The 19979-nt window shown below is 63.6% G+C and carries 20 protein-coding genes; 10 read left to right on the plus strand and 10 right to left on the minus strand.

Going from position 1 to position 19979, the window contains the following annotated elements; all coding sequences use genetic code 11:
• Positions 1-197: 197 nt before the first annotated feature.
• The 4 genes from LMJ30_RS01365 to petA all read right to left on the minus strand — a co-directional run bounded on the left by LMJ30_RS01365 (position 198) and on the right by petA (position 6182).
• A complete protein-coding gene (locus LMJ30_RS01365) occupies positions 198-872 on the minus strand; it encodes a hypothetical protein (RefSeq protein WP_229430544.1) in 675 nt (224 codons plus the stop codon).
• A gap of 25 nt (positions 873-897) precedes the next feature.
• Positions 898-4467, minus strand: coding sequence for an ABC transporter permease/M1 family aminopeptidase (locus LMJ30_RS01370; protein WP_229430545.1), 3570 nt, complete (start codon positions 4465-4467; stop codon positions 898-900).
• Positions 4468-4476: 9 nt separating this feature from the next.
• On the minus strand, positions 4477-5367 hold the full coding sequence (locus tag LMJ30_RS01375; RefSeq protein ID WP_229430546.1) for an ABC transporter ATP-binding protein: 891 nt from the start codon (positions 5365-5367) through the stop codon (positions 4477-4479).
• 212 nt (positions 5368-5579) lie between these two features.
• Positions 5580-6182: a ubiquinol-cytochrome c reductase iron-sulfur subunit gene (petA, locus tag LMJ30_RS01380; RefSeq protein ID WP_229430547.1), complete on the minus strand. Its 603-nt coding sequence runs from the start codon at positions 6180-6182 to the stop codon at positions 5580-5582.
• Between the two features lie 124 nt (positions 6183-6306).
• Here petA and LMJ30_RS01385 point away from each other — a divergent pair, with 124 nt between their 5' ends.
• Both LMJ30_RS01385 and coq7 read left to right on the plus strand, forming a co-directional pair.
• Entirely contained in the window at positions 6307-6753 is a 447-nt protein-coding gene (locus LMJ30_RS01385) for a hypothetical protein (protein WP_229430548.1), read from the plus strand.
• Between the two features lie 32 nt (positions 6754-6785).
• Positions 6786-7430: a 2-polyprenyl-3-methyl-6-methoxy-1,4-benzoquinone monooxygenase gene (gene coq7, locus LMJ30_RS01390; RefSeq protein WP_229430549.1), complete on the plus strand. Its 645-nt coding sequence runs from the start codon at positions 6786-6788 to the stop codon at positions 7428-7430.
• Positions 7431-7459: 29 nt separating this feature from the next.
• On the opposite strand, the gene LMJ30_RS01395 is transcribed toward coq7, so the two are convergent.
• Genes LMJ30_RS01395 through LMJ30_RS01410 form a run of 4 tightly spaced genes read right to left on the minus strand, consistent with a single transcriptional unit; the run spans position 7460 to position 11284 of the window.
• Positions 7460-7900, minus strand: coding sequence for an OsmC family protein (locus LMJ30_RS01395; RefSeq protein WP_229430550.1), 441 nt, complete (start codon positions 7898-7900; stop codon positions 7460-7462).
• A gap of 23 nt (positions 7901-7923) precedes the next feature.
• Positions 7924-9105 carry an ABC transporter permease gene (locus LMJ30_RS01400; protein WP_229430551.1) on the minus strand — a complete coding sequence of 394 codons (1182 nt, stop codon included), beginning with the start codon at positions 9103-9105 and terminating at the stop codon, positions 7924-7926.
• Complete coding sequence (locus LMJ30_RS01405; protein WP_229430552.1) at positions 9102-9833, minus strand: ABC transporter ATP-binding protein; 732 nt, start codon at positions 9831-9833, stop codon at positions 9102-9104. The genes LMJ30_RS01400 and LMJ30_RS01405 overlap by 4 nt, the downstream gene beginning before the upstream one ends.
• 14 nt (positions 9834-9847) lie before the next feature.
• On the minus strand, positions 9848-11284 hold the full coding sequence (locus tag LMJ30_RS01410; protein ID WP_229430553.1) for an alpha/beta fold hydrolase: 1437 nt from the start codon (positions 11282-11284) through the stop codon (positions 9848-9850).
• 293 nt (positions 11285-11577) lie between these two features.
• Here LMJ30_RS01410 and rplM point away from each other — a divergent pair, with 293 nt between their 5' ends.
• The 5 genes from rplM to erpA all read left to right on the plus strand — a co-directional run bounded on the left by rplM (position 11578) and on the right by erpA (position 14701).
• Positions 11578-12006 (plus strand): 50S ribosomal protein L13, encoded by a 429-nt coding sequence (gene rplM, locus LMJ30_RS01415; RefSeq protein ID WP_219882583.1) that lies wholly within the window; start codon positions 11578-11580, stop codon positions 12004-12006.
• Positions 12007-12015: 9 nt separating this feature from the next.
• The gene (gene rpsI / locus LMJ30_RS01420; RefSeq protein WP_131428569.1) at positions 12016-12408 is read left to right on the plus strand and encodes a 30S ribosomal protein S9; all 393 of its coding nucleotides are present in this window, start codon (positions 12016-12018) and stop codon (positions 12406-12408) included.
• A gap of 323 nt (positions 12409-12731) precedes the next feature.
• On the plus strand, positions 12732-13781 hold the full coding sequence (gene argC / locus LMJ30_RS01425; RefSeq protein WP_229430554.1) for an N-acetyl-gamma-glutamyl-phosphate reductase: 1050 nt from the start codon (positions 12732-12734) through the stop codon (positions 13779-13781).
• Positions 13782-13886: 105 nt separating this feature from the next.
• Positions 13887-14285, plus strand: a complete 399-nt coding sequence (locus LMJ30_RS01430; protein WP_229430555.1) for a bactofilin family protein — start codon at positions 13887-13889, stop codon at positions 14283-14285.
• A 53-nt stretch (positions 14286-14338) separates the two neighbouring features.
• Positions 14339-14701, plus strand: coding sequence for an iron-sulfur cluster insertion protein ErpA (gene erpA / locus LMJ30_RS01435; protein ID WP_229430556.1), 363 nt, complete (start codon positions 14339-14341; stop codon positions 14699-14701).
• A 3-nt stretch (positions 14702-14704) separates the two neighbouring features.
• Here erpA and LMJ30_RS01440 read toward each other — a convergent pair whose 3' ends face one another.
• Together LMJ30_RS01440 and LMJ30_RS01445 are read right to left on the minus strand one after the other, a co-directional pair.
• On the minus strand, positions 14705-15805 hold the full coding sequence (locus LMJ30_RS01440; RefSeq protein ID WP_229430557.1) for an anhydro-N-acetylmuramic acid kinase: 1101 nt from the start codon (positions 15803-15805) through the stop codon (positions 14705-14707).
• 86 nt (positions 15806-15891) lie between these two features.
• Entirely contained in the window at positions 15892-17265 is a 1374-nt protein-coding gene (locus LMJ30_RS01445) for a M23 family metallopeptidase (protein WP_229430558.1), read from the minus strand.
• Positions 17266-17438: 173 nt separating this feature from the next.
• Between LMJ30_RS01445 and tyrS the strand changes: the two genes are divergently transcribed.
• The 3 genes from tyrS to LMJ30_RS01460 are packed head-to-tail and all read left to right on the plus strand — an operon-like array spanning position 17439 to position 19857.
• Complete coding sequence (gene tyrS, locus LMJ30_RS01450; RefSeq protein ID WP_229430559.1) at positions 17439-18707, plus strand: tyrosine--tRNA ligase; 1269 nt, start codon at positions 17439-17441, stop codon at positions 18705-18707.
• Entirely contained in the window at positions 18704-19150 is a 447-nt protein-coding gene (gene dtd / locus LMJ30_RS01455) for a D-aminoacyl-tRNA deacylase (protein WP_229430560.1), read from the plus strand. The genes tyrS and dtd overlap by 4 nt, the downstream gene beginning before the upstream one ends.
• A gap of 59 nt (positions 19151-19209) precedes the next feature.
• Positions 19210-19857 carry a histidine phosphatase family protein gene (locus tag LMJ30_RS01460; RefSeq protein ID WP_229430561.1) on the plus strand — a complete coding sequence of 216 codons (648 nt, stop codon included), beginning with the start codon at positions 19210-19212 and terminating at the stop codon, positions 19855-19857.
• Positions 19858-19979 lie beyond the last annotated feature (122 nt).

Genomic DNA, 19979 nt, shown 5'->3' on the forward strand with positions numbered 1-19979 from the left:
AGGTGAAGGGCTTCATCTACATTTCAAGGTCAAGCCTTCAGGGCGGATCCAAGCTGGTCCTCACCTCAGTTAGTAGTAGCTAACCACTAACTCGAACAAGATACAAGGGCGGATAAGCAAAGCGCATCCGCCGTTTTGACGTCGCGTTGACGCTTAAAACGGCGGATGCGCTTTGCTTATCCGCCCTACGAAAAGCCTTACTTCAGGTCGGCGGTATCGAAATAGACCGTTCCCGTGACCTTTGCACCCGGCAGGGCGCGTTCCAGCGCCGCTGCAGGCGTTTCGTCCAGCGCCTGCTTGTCAGCGACCACCGCACCAGTAGCAAGGGCAGGCGATGCTTCCAGCGCGACGATATGGTCGAAGTCCGGGCGGCTGTCGATCTCTTTCACCAGGTAGCGCTGCTTGCCGCTGCCTAGCTGCACGTAGCGCGCGCTGGCGCGCCTGGCCGCATCGGCCGACAGCTGGCGGTACACCAGCACCTTGTCGACCACCACCGTGGCGCCCGCATATTGCGTCTTGCCGCCGCGTTCGAAGTGGCCGTCCACCAGGTCGGCCTTGAACTCGCGCACCGCCGCCGCGGCATGCGGCGCCAACCGGTTGAGCTCAAATTTTTCCGGATCGATGGTCCACAGCGCGGTCTTGCCGTCCAGGCGCTGTCGCAGCGCCGCGTCCAGCTTCGGGTCGGCGATGCGCACCTGCAGGACAACCTGGTAGTCGTGCGGCGCATGGAACATCGGCAGGTGCGATGCGTACAAGGCTTCCTTGCCGCCGAACAGGGCCATGCCGTGGGTGCCCCAGGTCGGGCCCTTGTCGGCTGCGGCCGCGGCGCCTGCCAGCAGCACGCCGGCGAATATCAGTGTCAGTCGCTTCATCGTCCGTTCCAGTAAGGCCGGCGCATCAGCGCAGTTCAACCTCGATCATATTATCCGATGGCTTGCGGTCGATCAGCTTGTTGTCGGGGTCGATGCCGGCCTTTGCCGGACGGCCGTCGACGATCAGCGTCACGAGTACGTCGCGGCTGCCGACGATGCGGCGCTCGCGCACCAGCGGCCTGCCGTCCTTGTCGTCGACGCCGAATTCGATCACGTCCTTCAAGGCCGCTTCCTTTTCCTCGCCCAGTTCACCGGCGCGCATCTTGATCGCGGTGGCGGCCAGCGTGACCGCGTACTTGCCGTCGGCGCGGCGCTGGGCGGTGGCCGTGGTGGCGCGGTTTTCGTACAGGACGATCGATTCAAACAGGTCGTCGATCAGGTAGGTGTATTCCGGAGGAGTGACGCCGCGCAGCGCAGTGACCAGGACATCCACGCCAGGGTAGGGCGCGCCGTGGAAGGCGTGCTCGGTCAGCAGGCCGTGCAGGACCTGGTTGACCTTTTCCTCGCCCAGCACGTCCTGCAGCAAATACATCGCCAGCCCGCCCTTGCGGTAATGGATGTAGTCCTGGTTTTCGTTCTGCGCCAGCGGCAGCTCCTTGCGGTTTTCGAGCGCCCGTCCCATCAGGTAGCGGTCAAGGTCGTAGCGCAGGAAGCGGCGCATCTTGTGCGGGCCCATCGTCTTCTTCATCACCATCAGCGCCGAATACTCGGCCAGCGTCTCCGACAGCACGGTGGCGCCGCGCGTGTTCGCGCCCACCAGTTGGTGGCCCCACCACTGGTGCGCCACTTCATGCGCGGTGACGTGGAACGGGTAGTCGATGTCCTTCGGGTCCTGGTCGTCGACCTTGGCGATAAAGCCGATGTTCTCGGAGTACGGGATCGTGCCCGGATAGGACTGCGCAAACGTCGCGTAGCGCGGGAACTCGATCACCCGCACCACCTTGTGCTGATAGGGGCTGAAGTTGGTCGAGTAGTATTCCAGCGAGGCCTTGACGCCGCGGACGATGCGGTCGAGGTTGAAGTCGTGCGCCGGGTGGTAGTAGATGTCGATGGTGACGTCGCGCCAGCGGTCGTGCCGCACTTCGTAGCGCGCCGACTGGAACGCGTAGAAGTTCAGGATCGGCTTGTCCATCTTGTAGTGGAAGTAGCGGCGGCCCTTGTCCAGCCATTCCTTCTCGAGGGTGCCCGGCGCGATCGCGACCTGGTCCGGGCTGGTGCTGACCACGGCGTTGAAATTGATCCAGTCGCCGTCCGAGCTGATGTAGTTGTTGGCGCGGCCCTGCGGGTCGTCGCGCGCCAGCATCCGTTCGCGCGGCGGCAGGCCATGGCGCTTGCGGTCGCGCGCATCTTCCAGCTCCGCCGAGCGCAGGTAGCCGATGGACGGCAGCGCGTCCTTGTTGAAGAAGGTGCCGTTGCCGACCACCGGCGTGTCGAGCCCCATGCCGAGGATGCCTTTTGGCGCGTAGGCGACGTCGAACGCCATGGCGATGCGCGCGCCCGGCGCCAGCGGCGTGGCCAGCTTGTAGACGTAGAGGCCGCGCGCGCGGTCCGCGATGACCCGGCGCGCCGGCTGGCTGAAGCGCAGCTGCATGGCCGCGCGGCGGTCCTGGTTGACCATGATGTCGGTAACCGGCCGGCCCGAACGGTTTTCCAGCTGGTAGGCGCCGCGCACCGACAGGCTGCGCTGCTCGGGCATGATGTCGACCTTCAGGTCGACGCTGGTCACGCGCGGCTGCGCCAGCGCGGCCAGCGGCTTGTAGCGCTGCTCGTATTCGGCGCGCTGCTGCTCGTCCTGCCAGGCAGTGTGGAAGTCGTTGGCGATGTGCAGGTTGAAGTACAGGAATGAGCCCGTGCCGGCGAAAATGACCAGGCCAAGGGCGAAACTGGCCAGCACCGGACCGCTCAGGTTGCGGCGCGCCAGTCTCATGCGGCTGCCCAGTTCATCGTTGCAGCCGCGCGGCCAGAACACCAGGGTCAGCACCAGCAGCAGCAGCGCCGCGCCGCCCCAGTACAGCTGGAACCAGCGCTCGCGCGCCAGGTAGTGGCCGAAGCCGTTCATCGCCGAGTACACGAAGTCGGGCGAGGTGCCGTACAACAGCATCGGATGGTCCAGGCCCAGCGTGTCGAAGGTGATCGTCGCCACGTAGTACAGGATCATCGCGAAGTAGGCGACGTACTTGTGGTTGAACAGCACCTGCAGGGCGATCGCCAGCACCGCGATCAGCGCGTACTGCGGCAGCTGGATCAGGAACAGGGTCTTGACGTACAGGCCCAGCTCGAACATGAAGTAGCCGTTGAAGATCTGGATCAGCAGGCCGCACAGCATCAGCACGAACAGCATCAGCGCCTGCAGGCCAACCAGCGCGAACACCTTGGCCAGCATGCGCACCCAGGTCGGTACCGGCATCACGTCGAGCATCGGCGCCATGCGGGCCTCGCGCTCGCGCCACACCAGTTCGCCCGCGTAGAAAGTGGTCACCACCAGCATGAACAGCGCGAAGGTCTCGCTGATCATCTCCAGCACCTGGTAGGTCACCGGATAGGTGTTGGTGCCGTAGATCGCGCCCAGGTTGAGCGAGCTGGCAAACACCGCCAGCACCGCGGCCAGCGCGATGACGGCGAAGTAGATGTTCTTGACCGACTCGCGGAAATTCAGCCAGGCGGAGCGCGCCAGCAGCAGCGCCAGGCTGCGGTTGGCGAAATCGGGCTTTTCACGCGTGTCGGCGGCGGTCTGTGACAGCGGCAGCGGCAGTTCGCTGTCGGGCCGGCGCGCGGCGCCGCTGTCGGCGGCGCTGATGAAGTGGAAGCGCCAGTAGCCAAGCAACAGCACCACCAGCCCGAAGCCCGACCAGATCAGGCGGTTGGTCAGGTAGACCCCGCCGAAGGGAATGGTGCGTACATTGCGTTCGGCGATGGTCCAGTATTCCGTCACCCGGATCAGCGCCGTCGTGCCGAACGGGTCGATCAGCGCGGCCAGTGTCTTGTAATCGAGGTCGCGCGCCAGCTGCGGCGCCACGATATAGCCGATCATCATCACCACGCTGGCCACATACACCGGCATCATGCGGCGCGTCAGCGCGGCCAGCACGAAGAAGATCGAACCGAAAATGAACAGGTTGGGCAGCAGCGTGAAAGCGAAGGGCCGCAGGTACATCAGGGCATTGGATGGCCCCAGCCGGTCCGGCTCAATGCCCGGTATCCAGGTGCCCAGCCAGGCGCCGAGCACGATGCTGGAGAAGACGATCGCCATCGTGATGTAGGCGCCGAGGAAGCGCCCGAATACGTAGTCGGCCTTCCTGATCGGCGCGCTGAAGAAGAAGTGGTGCATGTCGTACTCGAAGTCCTGCTGCACCGAGCGGCCGGCGATGGCAGCGACCACCACCACGCCAAGGCAGCCCAGGAAGGCGACCGTCAGGTCGATCGAGCGCGGCGCGTTGATCAGGACCTTGCCGCCGAAGGTGACGACCGCCTCCTTGAACACGCCGCCCGCGGCGGCCATCCACAGCATCGCCAGGGCGAAGAACATGCCGAAGTAGACCCAGGTCGACAGCAGCTTGAGCCGCTGCCGCGCTTCGAACAATGCGATTGCCAGCATAAACTGTCCTTAGCAGTTGCTGGCCGCGAAACTGCGTCCGGCGATGGTGGCGAAGTACACGTCTTCGAGGTCGCCGATGGCCGGCATGAAGCCGTCGCCCGGGTCGCGCTCGTCGTACACGCGGATCAGGGTGCGCCCGGTCAGCAGGCGGGTCGAAATCACCGCGTGGCGGGTCTGGAAGGCCGCCACTTCCGCTTTGGTGACGAAGCGCTCCCAGATCCTGCCGTCGATGGCGTCGATCAGCTTTTGCGGTTCGCCGCACAGCAGCACGTGGCCCTTGTTGATGATGGCCATGTTGGAACACAGGTCGGCGACGTCAGACACGATGTGGGTCGACAGCAGCACCGTCTTGTCTTCGCCGATGTCGGACAGCAGGTTATGGAAGCGCACCCGCTCCTGCGGGTCGAGGCCTGCCGTCGGTTCATCGACGATGATCAGTTGCGGGTCGCCCAGCAGCGCCTGGGCGATGCCGAAGCGCTGGCGCATGCCGCCAGAAAACCCGCCGAGGCGCTGGTGGCGCACTTCGAACAGGTTGGTTTGCTGGAGCAGGCCATCGACCACCTCGCGGCGGCGCGCGCGGTTCGACAAGCCTTTGAGGACGGCAAAGTGGTCGAGCAGTTCGTAAGCGGTCACTTTCGGGTAGACGCCGAAGTCCTGCGGCAGGTAGCCCAGCAGGCGGCGCACCTCGTCCTGTTCGTCCAGCACGTCGATATCGTCGAGGAAGACCGAGCCGGAGTCGCATTCCTGCAAGGTGGCGAGGATACGCATCAAGGTCGACTTGCCGGCGCCATTCGGGCCGAGCAGGCCGAACATCCCGGTGGGGATGTTCAGGGTGACCTTGTCCAGCGCCACCACGCCATTGGCGTAGGTCTTGGACAAATTGCGGATGCGTAATTCCATGCTGACTCCAGGTCTGTAACCATACGTAAGCAAAAATGCAACGGTTACACTTTTATGATAGTTGCATTGTATTAAATTTAGGAGCGCTATGGCCACTCCTTGCGATACACGGCAATTTGATTGGAACAGAGTGCAGTTTTCCGGGAACAGGGCGACAGGGCGCGGCGTTCCCCGTCATGCGCCGGAACGTGGGTAATGAACAGGGGAAAGAGTCAGGGCAGGGCGTCGTCGGGATCGACGCCGATCAGCAGCGTGCCGGCGCCGCGGAAGGAGTGCGGCGGAACTTCCATGTTGGTCGGCGCGGGGACGTTGCGGAACACCCGTCCCGCGAGGTCGAACTTCGATCCGTGGCACGGGCAATAGAAGCCGCCTGGCCAGTCGTCGCCCAGATCGGCCGCCCCTGGCTCGGGCCGGTAGCTGGGAATGCAGCCTAGGTGGGTGCAGATGGCGGTCAGCACCAGGAACTCGGGCTTGAGCGAACGGGTAGGATTGGCCGTGTACGCGGGCTGCTGGCGCACCCTGGAGCCGGGATCGACCAGCTCGGCATCATGCCCGCCAAGCGAGGCGATCTGTTGCTCGGTGCGGTGCAGTATCCACACCGGGCGCCCGCGCCATTCCACCGTCACCAGTGCGCCGGGGCGGATGCTGGCGATGTCGGCCTCTACCGGCGCCCCCGCTGCGCGCGCCCGTTCGCTGGGCGACATCGACGCCATGAAGGGGATTGCGGTTGTCACCAGGCCAACCCCGCCGATGGCGGCGGTGCTCACCGTCAGGAAATGCCGGCGGCTTGGCCGGTACGTGAGAGTAGTCGCCATGGCGTGCCTCAGTCATCTCGCCGCGCGGATGCGCTTGTTATATTGGACTTCCGGGCATGGCATTTAGTTCGGTCAGGCGCCGGGGAACTGTCCTAATCCATCAGAAAATGTGGATAATGTCCCTATGGATACAGCTACCAAAGAAAACGTTCTGGCGGTCATGCGAAGCGGCCAGGCCATGGTCGAATCGACCGACTTCTTCCGCACCGCGCTGGGGCTGTACTACCTGGCCGCGCTGATGACCGACGAAGCGATCGACTTCAAACAGGTTGACCGCGAATTCAACCGCTTTATCTATCAATCGATCGGCAAGGGCCATACGATCACCAGCGTGCTGCAGTTCATGAGCGGCGCCAAGGTGATCCCGGTGCTCGAGTCGAAGCGCTTCCTGCCCGCGTTCGCCGCGCACTGCCCGGATGTGCCGGTCGACAGCGTGCCGTTCCTGCTGTCGCTGAACCTGTCGGTGGCAAAAAAAATCTCGGGGATCGACATCGCCGGGCCGGTGCTGGACTGGATCGAACGGCAGAAACCGGCCGAGGCGGGCGCGCCGGCGCCGCGCGACGTTTTATAATGGCGTTTTTGACAGCATTACTGGACACCGCCATGCCATCCCAGCGTTCACTCAATCCCCTCGATAGCCTGATCGTCAACGTCGACAAGGCGCTGCGCGTGATCGGCGGCGTCGCCACCTCGTCGCGCCCGAACCCGGCGGCCCATGCGGCCGACGCCGCGCTCGACGAGCGCGAGCAGCGCCACAGCGCGGGGCTGATGCGGGTGAACCATGTGGGGGAAGTATGCGCGCAGGCGCTGTACGACTCGCAGGCGCGCTTCGCCAAGAACCCGCAGATGCGGCAACAGTTCGAACAGGCCGGCCGCGAGGAAGAAGACCACCTGGCCTGGACCGCGCAGCGCCTGTCGGAACTCGGTTCGCAACCCAGCCTGCTCAATCCGCTGTGGTACGCCGGCGCGTACACCATCGGTGCCGTAGCGGCCCATCTTGGCGACGCGCGCAGCCTTGGCTTCGTGGTTGAAACCGAGCGCCAGGTCGAGGCCCACCTGAACAGCCATCTCGACCAGCTGCCGGTGCAGGATTCAAAATCGCGCGCCATCGTCGAACAGATGCGCGCCGACGAAATCGCGCACGGCGCGGCAGCCCAGGCAATGGGCGCGGCCGAGACGCCGCTGGCGGTCAGGGCAGGCATGACGGCGATGGCCAAGGTCATGACCACCACCGCCTACTACATCTGATTTATTACGGCTGGTTTACTACAGCTGATTTACCCGGCCGCCTGCGCACCCGTGTCGACGATGTCGAACGAGTGGGTGAAGGTGGCGGTCTTGGCGAGCATGATCGAGGCCGAGCAGTACTTGTCATGAGACAGGTTGATCGCGCGCTCGACCGCCGAGTGCTTCAGGTTTTTGCCGGTCACCACAAAGTGGAAATGGATGCGCGTGAAGACCTTGGGGTCGGTCTCGGCGCGCTCGGCGCGCAGGGTGACTTCGCAGCCTTCGACCTGTTCGCGCCCGCGCTTTAAAATCAGCACGACATCGTAGGCGGTGCAGCCGCCGGTACCCAGCAACACCATCTCCATCGGGCGCGGCGCCAGGTTATGGCCGCCGCCTTCCGGCGCGCCGTCCATCGACACCATATGGCCCGACCCGGTCTCGGCCCGAAAACTCATGCCCGACGGGCCGTTCCAGCTGACTTTTACATCCATTGCTGCCTCCGTTTAAAACGTGACTATACCGCCAGTACGTAACGTTCGCTGCGCAGCCGCCAACTGGCGAAGGCCACGCCCGCCAGCGCCGGCACCATCGAACTGAAGAAGGTCAGCAGGTAGGGCATGGCGCCGATGTCCTGGCCCTTGGCCACTTCGCCCAGCAAGGTCTGGTTCGACAGCATCGGCACGGCGTACATCCAGGCCGCCGTTTTCAGTTCCATCATCGATACCACCACGCCAGGGATCATTGGCACCAGCATCGCGACGCTGGCCGTGGTCTGGGCCTCCTTGAACGATTTGGCGTTCATCGCCATCGCAATGTGGACCGACGCGGCCAGCATCGACAGGGGCACCGATGCAAGGCAGATCAACGCCAGGTCAGCCGACGTCACCCGCCACGAGGTGCCCACTTCTTCGAGCGGCAGCCAGCTGAGGATGCCGTGCGCCAGCGCCAGTTCCAGCGTAATGGCGACCACCGACAGGATCCCGGCCGCGAGCCATTTGCCGCCGATCAGTTCCCAAGTGCGCAGCGGCTGCGCCATCAGCACTTCCATCGAACGCCGTTCGCGTTCGCCGGCGGTACTGTCGACCGCCGCCGACAGGCAGCAGGCGAAAGCCGGGAAGAACAGGAAGCCGATCATCGCGCCGATCACGCCCGAGCGGCCAGCGGTGCCGCCGGTGTCGTAGCGCTGCACTTTGACCGGCGCCATCGTCACCGGCGAGACCCCATGTGCGAGCAGGCGCGCGCTGGCGATGTCCATGCTGTAGGCGTTGAGCACCGCCTCGACGTCGCGCACGCGCGGCCCGTGGTCGATCGCCGAATCGAACCACAGCTCCACCTGTGCCGGACGCATCGCCTGGTAGTTCTCGGTGAACTTGTCGTCGATGCGCAGCACCGCCACGACCTTGCGCGACTTAAGCAGTTCGCCGATGGCTTCTTCACCCATCGCGTCGACTTCCGTGACGGTGACGTTCTTCTGCTTGAACTGCGCCATCAGGTTCGGGGCCTGCGCGGCGCCGATCACGGCCAGCTCCATGCCTTCGCGTTCGGGCTGGGTGGCGCGCTCGATCTGCTTGTTGAGCATGTAGCCGAGCATCAGCGGATACATCAGGGTGAACAGGGCCAGCAGCACCAGGGAGCGGCGATCGCGCAAGGTCTCGCGGAACTCTTTTTTGAACACGACCATCAATTTCGACTTCATGCTGCGATCCCTTCTTCGCCGACCAGGCTGACAAATGCATCTTCGAGGTTGGCAATGCCGGTGCGCCGGCACAGTTCATCGGGCGAACCCTGCGCCACGGTGTGGCCTTTGGCGATGACGATCACGTCGTCGCACAGGTGGGTCACTTCCTGCATCACGTGGGTGGCCATCAGCACGCAGCAGCCTTCCGCGCGCAACACGTTGAGCGCATTGCGCAGCGCGCGCGTGCTCATCACGTCGAGACCGCGGCTAGGCTCGTCGAGCAGCAGGTGGCGCGGGCGGTGCAGCAAGGTGCGCGCCATCGCGACCTTGATGCGCTGGCCCTGCGAGAAGCCTTTGGTCTGGCGCAGCAGGATGTCTTGCAGCGACAGCAGGTCTGTTACCTCGTCGATCCGCTGGCGCAGTCCGGCGCCGCCCATGCCGTTGAGCTCACCGAAATAGGTCAGGTATTCGCGCGTGGTGAGGCGCTCGTACAGGCCGAACTGGTCGGTCAGGAAGCCGATGTTCTGGCGTACCGTCATCGGGTCGACGGCAGGGTCGATGCCGCCCACCGCGATGCTGCCGTGGTCGCGTTCGAGCAGGCCGACCAGCAGGCGCAGCAAGGTGGTTTTGCCGGCCCCGTTGGGGCCCAGCAGCGCGGTGATCTGGCCGTCGCGCGCGGTGAACGACACCCCGCCGAGAGCCTGCACCGTGCCGAATTGTTTTCGGACGTCGTTTGCTTCAATCATATGTGCCTCGGATGTTAAGGATGCGGTCCGGCGCTGCCGACCTGGAAGGTTGGAGCGGGGATCTCGGACAGGCATTTGGCGTCGAGCTTTTGCGCCGGGTTGTCGAGGAAGGTGCGCAGCAGGCGTGGGCCGCAGCCGAGCTGCGAAATGCCGTGGCCCGCATGCGTGACCACCACATGCTGGGCGCGCGCCATGTGCTTGCCGGCGGCGTCGGCGCGGCGCGGCGGCGTGACCGGGTCGAGCGCGCCCGACAGCATCAGCACCGGCGCGTCGATGCGCGAAGGCGCGCGCCACGGCACCGGCGGCACGCCGGCGGCCTTGCAGGTGCCCTCCATGCGCTTGACGATGGCCGCTGCCAGCAGCGAGGCGCGCGCGTCTTCGGCCGCCATCTGCGGCGTCAGGCGCGCGTAGTCTTCGGCGCACACCACCGCCATGTACAGGCCCGGGGAGATCGGGCCGTCGGTGGCGAAATCGCCGTTCGCGTTCCGGCGCGCCACGAACGGCTCCCAGCGGCCCTGGTAGGCGCTGTGGATCATGTACGGCAGGCGGCGGCTGTCCATCGGCGAATACAGCACGCTGTGGACGGTCGACAGGAAGCGCGCCCGCGTCATCTGCTCGCGCAGCGGCAAGGTGGTGCGCGGATTGGCGAGCGACACGTCGGCCGGCGCAGTGCCCAGGCGCGCGACCAGCGCGTCGTATTCGGTGCGCAGGGAAGGGAAGGCTTTGCTGCACGCGCTGTCGCGCGCACAGGCGCTGAACAGGCCTTCGAGGGCAGCTTTGCCGTCGACGCCGCCGGCCGGGATGATCTGGTCGGGCGCGGCCACGCCGTCGAGGACCAGCGACCGTACCTGGGCGGGGAAGGCGCGCGCGTATTCCTGTCCAAGGCGGGTACCGTAGGAGCCGCCCCACAGGTTGATCTTGCCGTAGCCGACCGCCTTGCGCACCATCTCGATGTCGCGCGCCGCATTGGCGGTCGAATAGGCGGCGAGGTCTTTGCCAAAGCTGCCGATGCACTGAGCCGCCACGATGTCGAGCTGGTCGTCGGTCATCACTTCGTGTTCCGGCTTGCTGGCGCAATCGAGCTTGCCGGACAGGCCGGTGCCGCGCTGGTCGATGAAGACGATGTCACGGGTGGCGCGCACGCGGCGGAACACGTGGTCGAGGAAAGGCAGCAGGTCGCTGCCGGCCTGGCCGGGGCCGCCGGCAAGGATGAACAGCGGATCGGGGCGGGCCGATTCACGGAAGGCCGGCGCCAGGGTGACGTGGATGTCGATGGTGCGGCCAGGTGCGGCGTAGTCGAGCGGCACCTTGACCTTCAGGCAGCGCAGGGGATCTTCCGATCCGGGCAGGTGGCAGGTGCGTCCGGCCTGGGAGGGCGGCGCGGCGCCGGCAACGGCAGGCAGCACGAGGAGCGGGAATAACACGACGGCAAGGCAGGCGCTGAATTTCACAAGGACTCCTAAAAAGGTACTCGGCCATACTAATTTCGCAACGTTCCCCCAGTCAACCCGTTTGGCATGGAACGCCGGTTGTTTGCCACGAAGCGCCGGATGTCCGGCACGAACTGCGGCTGGCCAGCCTGTGCCTGCATGAGACAGCGATCCCAGCTGGACCTTGACGCGGCAAGGCCCGGTACGTTATGATTGTCGGCTTTCCGTTTGCTCAGGAAAAGTAAATAAGGCAGAGTCCGCTGGTTGCGAAGGCGGAACCACCATTTGAGCGATTTAAACATTAGGAAGTCATCATGAAAACTTTTTCCGCTAAAGGACACGAAGTCCAGCGCGATTGGTTCGTGGTTGACGCGACGGACTTGGTCCTCGGACGTGTTGCCAGCGAAGTGGCACGCCGACTGCGCGGCAAACATAAGCCAGAATTCACTCCTCACGTCGACACCGGCGATTTCATCGTCGTCATCAACGCAGGCAAACTGCGCGTGACCGGCACCAAGGCAACTGAAAAGACGTACTACCGTCACAGTGGCTACCCAGGCGGCATCTACGAGACCAACTTCCTGAAAATGCAACAGCGTTTCCCAGGCCGTGCTCTCGAAAAAGCGGTCAAGGGCATGCTGCCTAAGGGCCCGCTCGGCTACGCAATGATCAAGAAGCTCAAAGTGTACGCGGAAGGTTCCCACCCGCACGCGGCCCAGCAACCTAAAGCACTCGTTCTCTAAGGAGCTGACATGATCGGTAACTACAATTACGGCACCGGCCGTCGCAAGAGTGCAGTCGCTCGCGTGTTCATCAAGGTTGGCACTGGCCAAATCATCGTCAACGGCAAGCCAGCGTCGGAATACTTCTCGCGCGAAACCGGCCTGATGGTCATTCGCCAGCCACTGGAACTGACCGGCAACGTCGAGCGTTTCGACATCAAGGTTAACGTCCACGGCGGCGGCGAATCCGGCCAGGCTGGCGCGGTTCGTCACGGCATCACCCGTGCGCTGATCGACTACGACGCAGCACTGAAGCCAGACCTGGCTCGTGCAGGCTTCGTAACCCGTGACGCACGTGAAGTCGAGCGTAAAAAAGTTGGTCTGCGCAAAGCACGTCGCGCAAAGCAATTCTCGAAGCGTTAATTCGTTTCCTGGCAGCGCCCTGGCGCTGCTACCGGAAAGCCGCCGGCTGCAAAGCCCGCGGCTTTTTGCTTTTCTGGCCCCCATTGGTGTTGCCAAATTCGGGGTCAGACCACCGGTTTTTTGGAATATTCCAAAAAACCGGTGGTCTGACCCCGAATTTGGAAACGTTCCACCCAAAAGCCGGTGGTCAGCGTGACCCGGTCTGACCCCGAATTCGGAAACGTTCCATCTTTGCGGCTTGGTCGGCGCGGCGAGGTTTTGGGGAGGCTGTTAAAATTGTTACCTTATCGGGCTTTGCCCAACCATTTCACGAAGGAAAGAACATGATCAAAGTTGGCATCGTCGGCGGTACCGGTTACACGGGTGTGGAGTTGCTGCGCTTGCTGGCCGTCCATCCGGATGTGAGGCTGACGGCGATTACTTCACGTAAGGAAGATGGCTTGCCCGTGGCCGATATGTTCCCGTCCCTGCGCGGCCGCGTCGACCTGGCGTTCTCGGCCCCTGACAAGGTCGACCTGAAACAGTGCGACGTGGTGTTCTTCGCTACCCCGCATGGCGTGGCCATGGCGCAGGCGCCCGAGCTGCTGGCCGCCGGCGTCAAGGTCATCGACCTGGCCGCCGATTTCCGCCTGAAGAACCAGTCGTCTTTCGAACAGTGGTACAAAATTCCCCATACCGCGCCGCAGTTGCTGGAAGAGGCCGTCTACGGCCTGCCTGAACTGAACCGCGAGGCGGTGAAGTCGGCGCGCCTGATCGCGAATCCCGGTTGCTATCCGACCACCATGCAGCTGGGCTTCGTGCCGCTGCTCAAGGCCGGCGTCATCGACGCAGGCTCGCTGATCGCCGACGCCAAATCGGGCGTGTCGGGCGCGGGCCGGAAAGCCGAGATCGGCACGCTGTTCTCGGAGTCGAGCGATAACTTCAAGGCCTACGGCGTGTCCGGCCACCGCCACACGCCGGAAACCGTTGCTCAGTTGCAGCGTTTCACTGACCAGAAGGTCGGCCTGGTGTTCACGCCCCACCTGGTGCCGATGATCCGAGGCATGCACGCGACCTTGTATGCGCGCCTGACCAGGGAGATCGACAACGCGGCCCTGCAGGCTTTGTTCGAGGACGCCTACAGGAACTCCGACTTCGTCGATGTGATGCCGTTCGGCTCGCACCCTGAGACCCGCTCGACGCGTGGTTCGAACATGTTGCGCCTGGCCCTGCACCGTCCTGAGCAGGATGGCGCGCCGGGCAACATGCTGGTGATCCTGGTGGTGCAGGACAACCTGGTCAAGGGCGCCTCCGGCCAGGCTGTCCAGTGCATGAACCTGATGTTCGGCCTGCCTGAGACGACCGGCCTGCAACAGATCGCACTGTTGCCGTAATGCTATAAACCGTATGCATTGCTTCAGGACGATGTAGATCAACGCGACTATGGTTGAGCACGGTAAATTAGCCAGACGTCTGGTCGAATTTACAAGGGGCCCATCATGTTCGGTCGCAACGCTAAAAGCGAAATTGATAGTCTGGTTGGCATTTCCGCCCGTATCGAGGGAGACCTCTGCTTTACGGGCGGGCTGCGCATCGATGGCGAAGTGCACGGCAGCGTGATCGCCGCCGAGGGCGCCGACAGCATGCTGGTGGTGTCCGAGCACGCGCGCATCGAGGGCGAGGTGCGATGTGGCAACTTAATCGTCAACGGCTATATCGCCGGCCCGGTTTATTCGTGCGAAATGCTTGAATTACAGCCGAAAGCCCGCATAGTAGGGGATGTCCATTACAAAACCCTCGAAATGCATGGCGGCGCCATGGTGACCGGGCAGTTGACGCACATGCAGACGGGTGAGCCAGTGTTCCATTTGGCAACAGCTGAACTCTCTGAAGCGTGAGGGACGCCAACGGACTATAATGATCGAAATTGTTCCCCAAGTAGGAGTTCCCCATGAATGCAGTCGTCGAAAACCTGGACGCGATCCCCGCGCCGATCAACTTTACTGACAGCGCCGCTGAAAAGGTCGCGCAACTGATCGAAGAAGAGGGCAATCCCGACCTGAAACTGCGCGTGTTCGTGCAGGGCGGCGGGTGCTCGGGCTTCCAGTATGGCTTTACCTTTGACGAAATCGTTAACGAAGATGACACCACGATGGTCAAGAACGGCGTCCAGCTGCTGATCGATTCGATGAGCTACCAGTACCTGGTCGGCGCCGAGATCGATTACAAGGACGACCTCGAAGGCGCCCAGTTCGTCATCAAGAACCCAACCGCAAGTTCCACCTGCGGCTGCGGCTCCTCGTTCTCGGTTTAAGCTTCAAGCGGGGTAGAGGGCGCCCAGGATCCTGGGGCCCTTTGCTCCCGTCACCGCCGCCAGGTTGCCCGCTTCGCGCTGCGTGAAGCGGTAGCCCAGCCAGGCAAACGCCAGCGCTTCCACCCGGTTGGGCGCCACGCCCAGCACCGCCGTCGATTCCACCCGCGTTTTCCCTCCCAGCGCCGCCGCCAGATCGCGCAGCAGCGTGCCGTTGTACGCCCCGCCTCCGCATACATACACCGCATCGACTTCCGCCGTTTCGTTGCTGATCGCGTGCGCGATCGTCTGCGCCGTCAGCGCGGTCAGGGTCGCCTGTACGTCTTCCGGCGGCATGGCCGGGCATTGCGCCAGGCGGGCGTCCAGCCAGTCGGCATGGAACAGGTCGCGGCCGGTGCTTTTCGGCGCCGGCTGGGCAAAATAGGGTTCCTCCAGCAGGATGCCGAGCAGCAGCTGGTTGACCGTGCCGGTGGCGGCCCAGGCGCCGTCGGCGTCGTATTCCTTGCCCAGGTGGCGGCCAATCCACGCATCCATCAGCACGTTGCCCGGACCGGTGTCGAAACCGCTCACGCGGCCGTCCGCGCGCAGCACGCTGATGTTGCCGATGCCGCCGATGTTGACCACCACCCGGGTCTGCCCGGGCTGGCCAAACTGTGCCTGGTGGAAGGCGGGCACCAGCGGCGCCCCCTGGCCGCCGGCCGCGATGTCGCGGCTGCGGAAATCGGCAATCACGTCGATGCCGGTGATTTCCGCCAGCAGCGCCGGGTTATTGGTCTGGCGCGTAAAGCCGAGTTCGGGGCGGTGGCGGATGGTCTGGCCATGTACGGCAACCGCTGCCACCGGGCCGGGCGCGTCCGGCAGCAGGGCGGCGACGCAGTCCGCGTAGCAGAACGCCAGCTGGTTCGCGGCCACGGCTTCGCGCTCGATCTCATTGTCGCTGTTGGCCTGCAAGGCCATCAGTTCGCTGCGCAGGGCAGGAGGAAAGCTGGTAAAGGCGGCCTTGATGGTGGTGATCTTGCCATCGGCGAAGTCGGCCAGCACACCGTCGACGCCGTCCATGCTGGTGCCGGACATGAGGCCAATATAAAGGTGGGAAGATGTCGTCATGGTGTGATTATGCGCGATCGGGGAAAGTTCAGTCGTAAAAAAACCTTCCCGAGGGAAGGTTTTTAGCGGTTCAGGGCAAGGGCGGCTTAGCGGGCTGCCATCGCGGTGCCGGCACCTGCCGGACGCAGCAGCGCGAAGCGGTGCGACATGTCGGCGGCGGCCATGCGGAAGCGGGCCATTTCCGCTGCGTTCAGCGGAGCTTGCTGGACCAGGGCAACCTTGCGCGGGTCGCGTGCTTCGTTGTTGACGCGGAATTCGAAGTGCAGGTGGGCGCCGGTGGACCAGCCGGTCGAGCCGACGTAGCCGATGACGTCGCCCTGGCTGACCTTGCTGCCGCGGCGGATGCCTGGCGCGAAGCGGCTCATGTGGGCATAGGCGGTCGAGTAGCTGGCCCAGTGTTTGATCTGCACGAAGTTGCCGTAGCCGCCCTTGACGCCGGCGAAGTCGATGACGCCGTCGCCCACCGCGCGGATCGGGGTGCCGGTCGCTGCTGCATAGTCGACGCCCTTGTGCGCCTTCCAGACGCCCGAAATCGGGTGCGAACGCATCGAGAAGCCGGACGAAATACGCGAGAACGCCAGTGGCGACTTGAGGAAGGCTTTTTTCAGCGACTTGCCGTCCAGGCTGTAGTAGCCGCCGCCCTGCTTGCTGTGCGGATCTTCGAACCATACCGACTGGTAGGTGACGCCGCGGTTGGTGAACTCGCCCGCCAGGATACGGCCTGCGCGCACCATCACGCCGTCTTGCCAGAAAGTCTCGTACACAACGTTGAAACGGTCGCCGCGCTTCAGGTCCGAGCGGAAGTCGATGTTGGTGGAGAACATTTCAATGATCTGGGCAACGATGGCGTCAGGCAGCTTGCTGCCGTCCGAGTTCGAATCGGTTGCCGCATACAGCGACGAGGTGATTTCACGGGCGCGCATTTCAACGCGGCGCTCGAGCTGTACCTGGCTTTCTTCGGCCTTGAAGCGTTCGCCGTCGCGCGAAATGGTGATGTTCTTGATTGGCAGGTCGCGGCTGTCGACCACGGTCGTGCGCAGCCACAGCAGCTGACCGTTTTCGCCGGTGCGGGCCTGCACGCGCTTGCCGCTCTTGAGCTGCATGACGCCACGGGCCAGTTTGTTGGATTTGATGAACTGGACGGCTTCGGCGTCGTCTACACCAAGACGGGTCAGCAGCGCGGCGAGGGTGTCGCCGGCGCGAACGCGCTCTTCCTGGGCGAACTGCTGTTCGTCATCCTGGAGGGCCGCGATCTGGTCTGCCAGGTTCGGCAACTCGAGATCTTGGGCGATTGAAACTTGGGGAATGTCGGACGCGTCCGGTGCAATCGGCGCGACACCTGCGGCGCCGAAAGCACAAACTGCCAGGAAGATCGCGGACGCGCTCAGAATGCGCGCCTTTCGCGTGGTGCCTAGCAGGCCGGTCCAGCTTTTGCCTGTGATTTTGTTTGTAGGGTTCATGCAATCAGTTAAAATTTGCTGCTTGAACATCCGTAAGGCTACAACTTTTTGTTTTTATTAACTGTGAGATGTTTTCGGTCAGCAAGATTGATGGGATCGAGGATTATATCAAACAAATCGAAGTTGTAGGACGAATCTCTCACGGAATGTAGGACAATTACTCTTTTGATAATATGACGAACCCTTCCGTAACACCCAAGACCGCTGCCGCCGTGCATGGTTCCGCCCCCCTGCCGCTGACAGATTCCGTCCTGGAAGCGCTCGCCATTACCAAACGCGGCGTCGAGGAATTGCTGATCGAGAGCGAATTTGCGCAAAAACTGGCGCGTTCCGAAAAAACCGGCCAGCCGCTGCGCATCAAGCTGGGCCTGGACCCGACTGCTCCCGACCTGCACCTGGGCCACACCGTGGTGCTGAACAAGCTGCGCCAGCTGCAGGACCTGGGCCACCAGGTCATCTTTTTGATCGGCGACTTTACGTCGATGATCGGCGACCCGTCGGGCCGCAATGCCACCCGTCCGCCGCTGACGCGCGAGCAGATCGAGGAAAACGCCAAAACCTACTTCCGCCAGGCGTCGCTGGTGCTGGACGCCTCGCGCACCGAAATCCGCTACAACTCGGAGTGGTGCGACCCGCTGGGCGCGCGCGGCATGATCGAACTGTCGTCCCGCTACACGGTGGCGCGCATGATGGAGCGCGACGACTTTACCAAGCGCTTCAAGAGTGGGACTCCCATTTCGATCCATGAGTTCCTCTATCCTTTGATGCAGGGCTACGATTCCGTGGCTTTGAAGGCAGACCTTGAGCTAGGTGGAACAGACCAGAAATTTAACTTGCTGGTGGGCCGCGAGCTGCAGAAGGACTACGGGCAAGAGCCGCAGTGCATCTTGACGATGCCGCTGCTGGAGGGCCTGGACGGCGTCGAGAAGATGTCCAAGTCCAAGAACAACTATATCGGCATTACCGAGCCTGCCAATACGATGTTCGGCAAACTGATGAGCATTTCCGACGTCATGATGTGGCGTTATTTCGACCTGCTGTCGTTCCGCTCGATTGCCGACATTGCCCAGCTGAAGTCCGAAGTCGAAGGCGGCCGCAACCCGCGCGACGCCAAGGTGGCGCTGGCGCAGGAAATCGTCACGCGCTTCCATTCGGCGCAGGCGGCCGAGGAGGCGCTGGCCGACTTCGTCAACCGTTCCAAGGGCGGCATTCCGGATGACGTGCAGGATGTCGCCGTTTCCGGTGCGCCACTTGGCGTGGCCCACCTGCTCAAGCAGGCCGGGCTGTGCGCCTCCACCTCGGAAGCGATGCGCATGGTTGACCAGGGCGGTGTGCGCATCGACGGCGCGGTGGTCGCCGACAAGGCGCTGAAGCTGGAAGCCGGTACCTTCGTGCTGCAGGTCGGCAAGCGCAAGTTCGCGCGCGTCACCCTCAGCGCATGATCGGTCTGCTCCAGCGCGTCACCCAGGCCAGCGTTGCCGTCGGCGGCGAGGTCGTCGGCGCCATCGGGCCTGGCCTGATGGTGCTGGTCTGCGCGCAACGGGGAGATAGCGAGCGTGAGGCGGACGCCCTGCTGGCCAAGTTGCTTGGATACAGGGTGTTTGCTGACGACGCGGGCAAGATGAACCGCAGCGTGACCGATGTGGAAGGGGGGCTGCTGCTGGTTCCCCAGTTCACCCTGGCTGCCGATACCAAGTCGGGTACGCGGCCGTCGTTCACCCCGGCGGCCAGTCCCGAAGACGGGCGCCGGCTGTTCGACCACTTTGTTGCTTCAGCCCGCAAGCGCCATCCTGTTGTGGAAACCGGCCGTTTCGGCGCCGACATGCAGGTATCGCTGACCAATGACGGCCCGGTCACGTTCTGGCTCCAGGTCGATCCGAAATAATGTCCCGCTCCGCCGTCGTTCCCGCGAAGGCGGGAATCATGCCTTACCGATAGCATTCAATGCCACCAACCCGCATCATCCTGATCCGCCACGGCGAAACCGCCTGGAACGCCGAACGCCGCTTGCAAGGCCACATCGACATCGCCCTGAATACCGAAGGAGAGCGCCAGGCCGATGCGCTGGCCGGCGCCCTGGCGAGCGAACGCTTCGATGCCGTCGTCTCGAGCGACCTGCAACGCGCGCTCCAGACCGCGCTGGCCGTCGCCGGCATCCACGGCATCGCGGTCCAGACCGATCCCGCGCTGCGCGAACGCTGCTATGGCGCCTTCGAAGGCTTGCTCTACGCTGACATTGAACAGCGCTACCCGGCCGAATTTGCCGCCTGGCAGGCCCGCGATGTCGATTCGATGGTCCCGGACGGCGAACGCCGCGCCGAAACCTTCCGCCAGTTCTACCAGCGCTCCATCGCCGGCATCCTTGCCTGGGCCCACAGGCATCCTGGCGGCACCGTGGCCGTAGTGGCCCACGGCGGCGTGCTCGAATGCGCCTACCGGGCCGCGCTCGGCCTGTCGCTGGAAACGCCGCGCACCTTCAAGGTCATGAACGCGAGCATTAACCGCTTTACCGTCGCGCAAGGAAAGCTGGTGCTCGACAGCTGGGGCGAGGTGGCGCACCTGCGCCAGGGTGCGCTGGATGAACTGCCCTAGCTGATAAGGCAAGCCCGATCAAGCGTACTTTTAGAGTGCTCCGTCGCCGCCCGGCGACAAAACTGCTAATTAATTGAGCAGTAAATCGGTTAAAATAGAAGGTTCCCGCAATTCTTTCTCTG

The organism is Massilia agrisoli (assembly GCF_020831365.1).
Lineage (GTDB): Bacteria > Pseudomonadota > Gammaproteobacteria > Burkholderiales > Burkholderiaceae_D > Telluria_A > Telluria_A agrisoli.

Excerpts from the sequence above, each read along its gene's own strand:
- argC (WP_229430554.1), top strand. The coding sequence starts at position 12,732 with ATGATCAAAGTTGGCATCGTCGGCGGTACCGGTTACACGGGTGTGGAG.
- rplM (WP_219882583.1), top strand. The coding sequence starts at position 11,578 with ATGAAAACTTTTTCCGCTAAAGGACACGAAGTCCAGCGCGATTGGTTC.
- tyrS (WP_229430559.1), top strand. The coding sequence starts at position 17,439 with ATGACGAACCCTTCCGTAACACCCAAGACCGCTGCCGCCGTGCATGGT.
- coq7 (WP_229430549.1), top strand. The coding sequence starts at position 6,786 with ATGCCATCCCAGCGTTCACTCAATCCCCTCGATAGCCTGATCGTCAAC.
- LMJ30_RS01395 (WP_229430550.1), bottom strand. The coding sequence starts at position 7,900 with ATGGATGTAAAAGTCAGCTGGAACGGCCCGTCGGGCATGAGTTTTCGG.
- petA (WP_229430547.1), bottom strand. The coding sequence starts at position 6,182 with ATGGCGACTACTCTCACGTACCGGCCAAGCCGCCGGCATTTCCTGACG.
- rpsI (WP_131428569.1), top strand. The coding sequence starts at position 12,016 with ATGATCGGTAACTACAATTACGGCACCGGCCGTCGCAAGAGTGCAGTC.
- LMJ30_RS01430 (WP_229430555.1), top strand. The coding sequence starts at position 13,887 with ATGTTCGGTCGCAACGCTAAAAGCGAAATTGATAGTCTGGTTGGCATT.
- LMJ30_RS01400 (WP_229430551.1), bottom strand. The coding sequence starts at position 9,105 with ATGAAGTCGAAATTGATGGTCGTGTTCAAAAAAGAGTTCCGCGAGACC.
- LMJ30_RS01460 (WP_229430561.1), top strand. The coding sequence starts at position 19,210 with ATGCCACCAACCCGCATCATCCTGATCCGCCACGGCGAAACCGCCTGG.
- LMJ30_RS01365 (WP_229430544.1), bottom strand. The coding sequence starts at position 872 with ATGAAGCGACTGACACTGATATTCGCCGGCGTGCTGCTGGCAGGCGCC.
- LMJ30_RS01405 (WP_229430552.1), bottom strand. The coding sequence starts at position 9,833 with ATGATTGAAGCAAACGACGTCCGAAAACAATTCGGCACGGTGCAGGCT.
- LMJ30_RS01385 (WP_229430548.1), top strand. The coding sequence starts at position 6,307 with ATGGATACAGCTACCAAAGAAAACGTTCTGGCGGTCATGCGAAGCGGC.
- LMJ30_RS01445 (WP_229430558.1), bottom strand. The coding sequence starts at position 17,265 with ATGAACCCTACAAACAAAATCACAGGCAAAAGCTGGACCGGCCTGCTA.
- dtd (WP_229430560.1), top strand. The coding sequence starts at position 18,704 with ATGATCGGTCTGCTCCAGCGCGTCACCCAGGCCAGCGTTGCCGTCGGC.
- LMJ30_RS01375 (WP_229430546.1), bottom strand. The coding sequence starts at position 5,367 with ATGGAATTACGCATCCGCAATTTGTCCAAGACCTACGCCAATGGCGTG.
- LMJ30_RS01370 (WP_229430545.1), bottom strand. The coding sequence starts at position 4,467 with ATGCTGGCAATCGCATTGTTCGAAGCGCGGCAGCGGCTCAAGCTGCTG.
- erpA (WP_229430556.1), top strand. The coding sequence starts at position 14,339 with ATGAATGCAGTCGTCGAAAACCTGGACGCGATCCCCGCGCCGATCAAC.
- LMJ30_RS01440 (WP_229430557.1), bottom strand. The coding sequence starts at position 15,805 with ATGACGACATCTTCCCACCTTTATATTGGCCTCATGTCCGGCACCAGC.